This is a genomic window from Lapillicoccus sp., assembly GCF_025353065.1.
Taxonomy (GTDB): domain Bacteria; phylum Actinomycetota; class Actinomycetes; order Actinomycetales; family Dermatophilaceae; genus Lapillicoccus.
Map to the genome: position 1 here is coordinate 1 of NZ_JANXRJ010000343.1, position 4,923 is coordinate 4,923.

Below are 4,923 nucleotides of genomic sequence, written 5' to 3' on the forward strand. Positions count from 1 at the left end.
CGCCGCCGTCACCCTGGTCACCGTCGTCCCCGTGCGAGGCCGGTCCGCGATCGGCTGGATTATGGCCAGCACCGGCTTCGCCGTGGGCGGGCTGACCGGGTGGACCCGTTTCCGGGCCCGCGCCACCCGGGGCCAGGTGCAGGATCTGGCCCAGGTGGACCTGCCGGGGTCTCTGGCCGGGATCGAGATCCACGAGGGCCCCCCGACCGGGCTGGCCGGTGCCCGGGTCGCCATCATCCAGAACCACGCCGCCCGGACCTGGGCCGTCACCGCCGCGATCGTCCACCCCGGGACCGGGATGCGCGACGCCGCGGACCGGGACCGGATGGGCGCCGGCCTGGCCGACCTGCTCGACCAAGCCAGCCGCACCGAGCTCATCGACGAGGTCCTCTTCCTGGTCCGGACCGTCCCCGAGGACGGCGCCGAACGCGACCAGTGGATCACCCGGCACCGCCGCCCCGGCGGGCCGGTCCAGGTCGCCGCGATCAACGACGACCTCCAGCACGTGCTGACCCGGGCCTCGGTCCGCACCGAGGCGTTCATGACGATCGTGGTCCCCGAGACCCGGATTTCCAGAGCAGCGAAGGAGTCCGGTCGCGGCATCCACGGCCGCGCCCAGGTCCTGCACGCCCTGATGGCCGAGGTCGAGGCCCAGCTGAAGGGCGGCCTCGGGGTCGCCAGCGTGTCCTGGCTGACCAGCCCCGAGCTGGCGGTCGCGTGCCGGACAGGGTTCGCCCCCGGCGACCGGGCCGGCATCATCGACGCCGTCCTCGCCAGCGGCCGCGACGCCCAGGTCGCCACCGAGGTCACCGCCGGCGTCACCACCGGGGTCGACGCCGCCGTCAACACTGCCGTCAACGCGGGGGTGCCGTGGGCGATGGCCGGCCCGTCCGGCGCCGACCCGGTGGCCCGGCACTACAGCCACGACGCCTGGAACTCGGTCAGCGCCACCATCACCCTGCCGGTCAGGGGCGCCGTCCTGGGGGCGTTGGCACCGGTGCTGACCCCCACCACACCCGGGGAGCGGCGCAGCTACCTGGTGGCCTACCCGATCCTGTCCCAGCAGAAGGCGGCCCGGCAGTCCGCGACGAGTGAGTGGACGACCGACATGGGGGAGGGGCTGCGGCAGAAGGCCCGGATGAAGACCGGCACCCGGTCCCGCGACGAGGCCTTGCAGGTCCGCAGCCTCGAAGCGAAGCTGGCCCGCGGCAACGCGATGACCCGCCCCTACGCGGTGTGCACGGTCACCGCCCCCAAGACCGCCCGGATCGCCGAGTTCGGGCGCCGCCTCGACGCCTCCATCCGCCGTGCCGGGTTCTCCCCACTGCGGCTCGACCTCGCCCAGGACGTGGCCTTCGCCGCGTCCGTCGTCCCCCTCGGCGTCAGCCTGACCCGCACCAGCGACGGCTGACCAGAGACCCCTTGAAGGAGCACCGATGACCACCCCCCACCAGCACCACAAGCACCAGCACGTGCGACCCGGCCGGGGCACCCGATGAGCTGGTCCCCGAAGGGGGCGCACCGGACCGGGCGGGACGTGTCGCAGCTGCTGGCCGACTTCGGCCACCAGCTCCCCACCGCCGCGGCCTCGCCCGTGACGTCGAAGGAGGCACGCTTGTTCCGGCACGTACCGGCTCGGGGTGTCCGGCGTCCCGGGCGGGGGTGGGCGCCGGCATCGGCGCCGGTCGCTTCGTACCGGATGACGTCGGACCAGGCGCCGGTGTTCTGGCCGTTCATCGCCGGCCCCGGCCTACCGCCGACCGGCGCACAGATGGGGGTCGATGTCCTGTCCGGGTCCGCGTTCTACGTCGACCCGGTCGGGTGGGTGCTGCGCGACGACATCCCGGTCACCAACGCCAACGTCATCTGCCTGGGCAAGCCCGGCACCGGGAAGTCCGCCACCACCAAAGCCTTCTGCCTACGGATGACCGACTTCGGGTACCGCATCCTCATCCTCGGCGACCCCAAGGACGAGTACGAGCGGCTGTGCCACTTCTTCGGCGTGCAGCCGTTCGCCCTCGGCCCGGGGATGAGCGCCCGGATCAACCCCCTCGGCCTCGGCCCCCTCGGCCAGGGGTGGGCCCAGCTGGGCGCCGACGAAGCCCGGAGCCGGGCCGCGGTCATGTTCAGCCGGTGGCTGACCCTGATGCGGGCCCTGGTCGGCTCCCAACGGATCGGCACCGACCGGGTCCCGTTCGGGCCCTCCGACGAGGTCGTGGTCAAGGCCGCCCTGGCCGACCTGACCGGCTACACAGCCGGGAACACCACCCTGACCGAGACCACCATCCCGCGCCTGTGGCACTACCTGGACCAGCCCAGCGACGCCCTGGTCGAGCAGTGCCGGTACGCCTCCGCACGGCAGTTCCTCGACGAGACCCGGCTGCTGCGCGACGCCCTCGGCCAGCTCGTCTCCGGGGCGCTGGCCGGGCTGTTCGACGACCACACCACCATCGACGTCGACTGGAACGCCCCCATCCAGTCCCTGTCGCTGTCCCGGCTGAACCCGCTCGGTGACGAGGCGGTCGGGATCGCCCTGGTCTGCCTGAACTCCTGGGGCCGGGGGATGCGGGAGATCGCCGCCCCCGGCGACCTGCGCGTGGTCGTGCGCGACGAGATGTGGAAGGCGATGCGGCTGGGGGTGGAGGCGGTCAAGAGCCTCGACGAGGACCTGCGCCTCTCCCGTGGGGTCGCCGGGCGGGGCGGCGACATCCAGTGGGCCAACGCCCACAAACCCTCGGACATGCTCAGCGTCGGCGACCACGGGTCGCAGGCCGCGACGATCGCCCGGGACCTGATCCACCTGGCCGACATCAAGATCCTGCACGGACAGAAACCCGGGGTCGCTAACGAGCTCGACGCGATGCTCGGACTCGGCCCGCAGGCCACCGCGGTCATGACCGGCTGGGCCATGCAGCGCAAGGGCCGCGCCCTATGGCTGGTCGGCGAGCGACCCTACAAGGTCGAGACCCGCCTCCACCCGGCCGAGAAACACCTGACCTGGACCAACGACGCCCTCGAAGGCGCGCTCTAACCGGACCGATAGCACGCCGAGCACGGGTGGGACGAAGAAGGACGACACCATGAACAAGCCGGTCACCCTCGCCGCCGCGTGTCTCGGGCTGCTCATCGCGCTGCCACTGACCACGGCAGCGTTCGTCGTCTCCACCGCCCCCGCGGCGGCTGAGGTCGTAGTCTGCAGCACCGTGCCGGTGCCGGCCACCGGCCAGTGGCGGCCCCCGTTCCAGCAGGCGTACGCGCTGACGTCCCCGTTCGGGCCCCGCACCGACCCGATCACCGGGGCAGCCAGGGTGCACACGGGTCAGGATCTTGTCTCGTTGCCCGGTCCGGGGCAGGTGGTTGCGGCCGCCGCCGGGACCGCCGCCGTCGGCTGGGACCCGGGCGGCTACGGCACCTACGTCACGATCGACCACGGGGCCGGGGTCGCCACACTTTACGGGCACCTGGCCAGGATCGCCCCCGGCATCAGCACCGGGGGATCGGTGGGGGTGGGGCAGCAGCTCGGGACCGAGGGGTCCACCGGTCACTCCACCGGGGACCACCTGCACTTCGAGGTCCGGATGGACGGCGCCGCGACCGACCCGGTGCCGTTCATGCTCGAGCACGGGGCACCGCTGATCGGTGAGGCGATCGCACCGTCGCCGCCGCCGGATACCGGTCCCACCGACCCCGGTGGCCAGCAGGGCGGGCTCGGCTTCGCCCTTCCCCCGCCCGGCACCCCACGCCTGAACTCCCTGACCACCACGCCGGCCCCGATCCCGGCCCCGATCAAAGGCGCCTACCTCGCCGCCGCAGACCGCTACCACCTGCCCTGGGCCCTGCTCGCCGGGATCGGGATGGAAGAAACGCGGCACGGCGCCACCACCGGCACCAGCACCGCGGGCGCCCAAGGCCTCATGCAGTTCCTACCCGCCACCTGGGCCAGGTACGGCGTCGACGGCGACGGCGACGGCCGCGCCGACATCCTCAACGCGGCTGACTCGGCGATGAGCGCCGCCAACTACCTGACCGCCTCCGGGGTGACCAGCGGCGCCGACGGGGTCCGGTCCGCGATCTTCGCCTACAACCACGCCGACTGGTACGTCAACGACGTCCTGTTCTACGCCGCCGCCTACGGCGGCGGCACCGTGCCCGGCGACCCCAGCGACTGCGGACCGGTGGGAGCGGGCGGATCCGGCAACCCCGACCTGCCGCCCATCGACCACCAGCAGATCACCGCCCTGCTCGCATGGGCGGACAGCCACCGCGGCGACCCGTACGTCCTCGGCGCCAACGGCCCCACCGCGTGGGACTGCTCCAGCTTTACCCAGGCCGCCTACGCCCGCATCGGCATCACCCTCCCGCGCACCGCGGGCGCGCAACGCGACTGGCTCGCCGCCGGCCACGGCTACCAAGTCGCCTACGGGCAGGAACAGCCCGGCGACCTGATCTTCACCGACACCTACCTCGGCCCGAACCAGATCGGGCACGTCATGATCGTCGCCGACCCCGCAAACCACCGCACCATCGAAGCCGGCGGCACCCACGTCGACCACTACCACTACACCCAGTGGGCCGACCACCACATCTTCGAGATCTGGCGGGTCGGCGCCTGACACGACAACGCCCAACACGACAGCGCCGGACACGACCCCGCCGGACACGACCCCGCCGGACACGACCCCGCCTGACACGACCCCGTCGGACACGACAGCGCCTGACACGACCCCGCCGGACACGACCCCGCCGGACACGACCCCGCCGGACACGACCGCGCCGGACACGACCGCGCCTGACACGACAACAACAAGACCTGCCCTGACCTACAGAACGACTAATGTGTAGGTGAATGTAGGGGGAAGGGACCATCGATGCGGGAGAGCGGGTACACCCCCGGAGCCGGCCACGCACCACCGGTGCTCGCCG

At 72.6% G+C, this 4,923-nt stretch carries 3 protein-coding genes; all 3 read left to right on the forward strand.

Translation table 11 applies throughout. From position 1 onward, the window contains the following. The coding region (locus Q0R63_RS24430; protein WP_295703049.1) for an SCO6880 family protein at positions 1-1,411 on the forward strand (1,411 nt) is incomplete at its 5' end. Between the two features lie 84 nt (positions 1,412-1,495). Continuing rightward, positions 1,496-3,031, forward strand: coding sequence for an ATP-binding protein (locus Q0R63_RS24435; protein ID WP_295703050.1), 1,536 nt, complete (start codon positions 1,496-1,498; stop codon positions 3,029-3,031). Between the two features lie 49 nt (positions 3,032-3,080). Beyond that, positions 3,081-4,613, forward strand: coding sequence for a peptidoglycan DD-metalloendopeptidase family protein (locus Q0R63_RS24440; protein WP_295703053.1), 1,533 nt, complete (start codon positions 3,081-3,083; stop codon positions 4,611-4,613). The last annotated feature ends 310 nt before the right edge of the window (positions 4,614-4,923 follow it).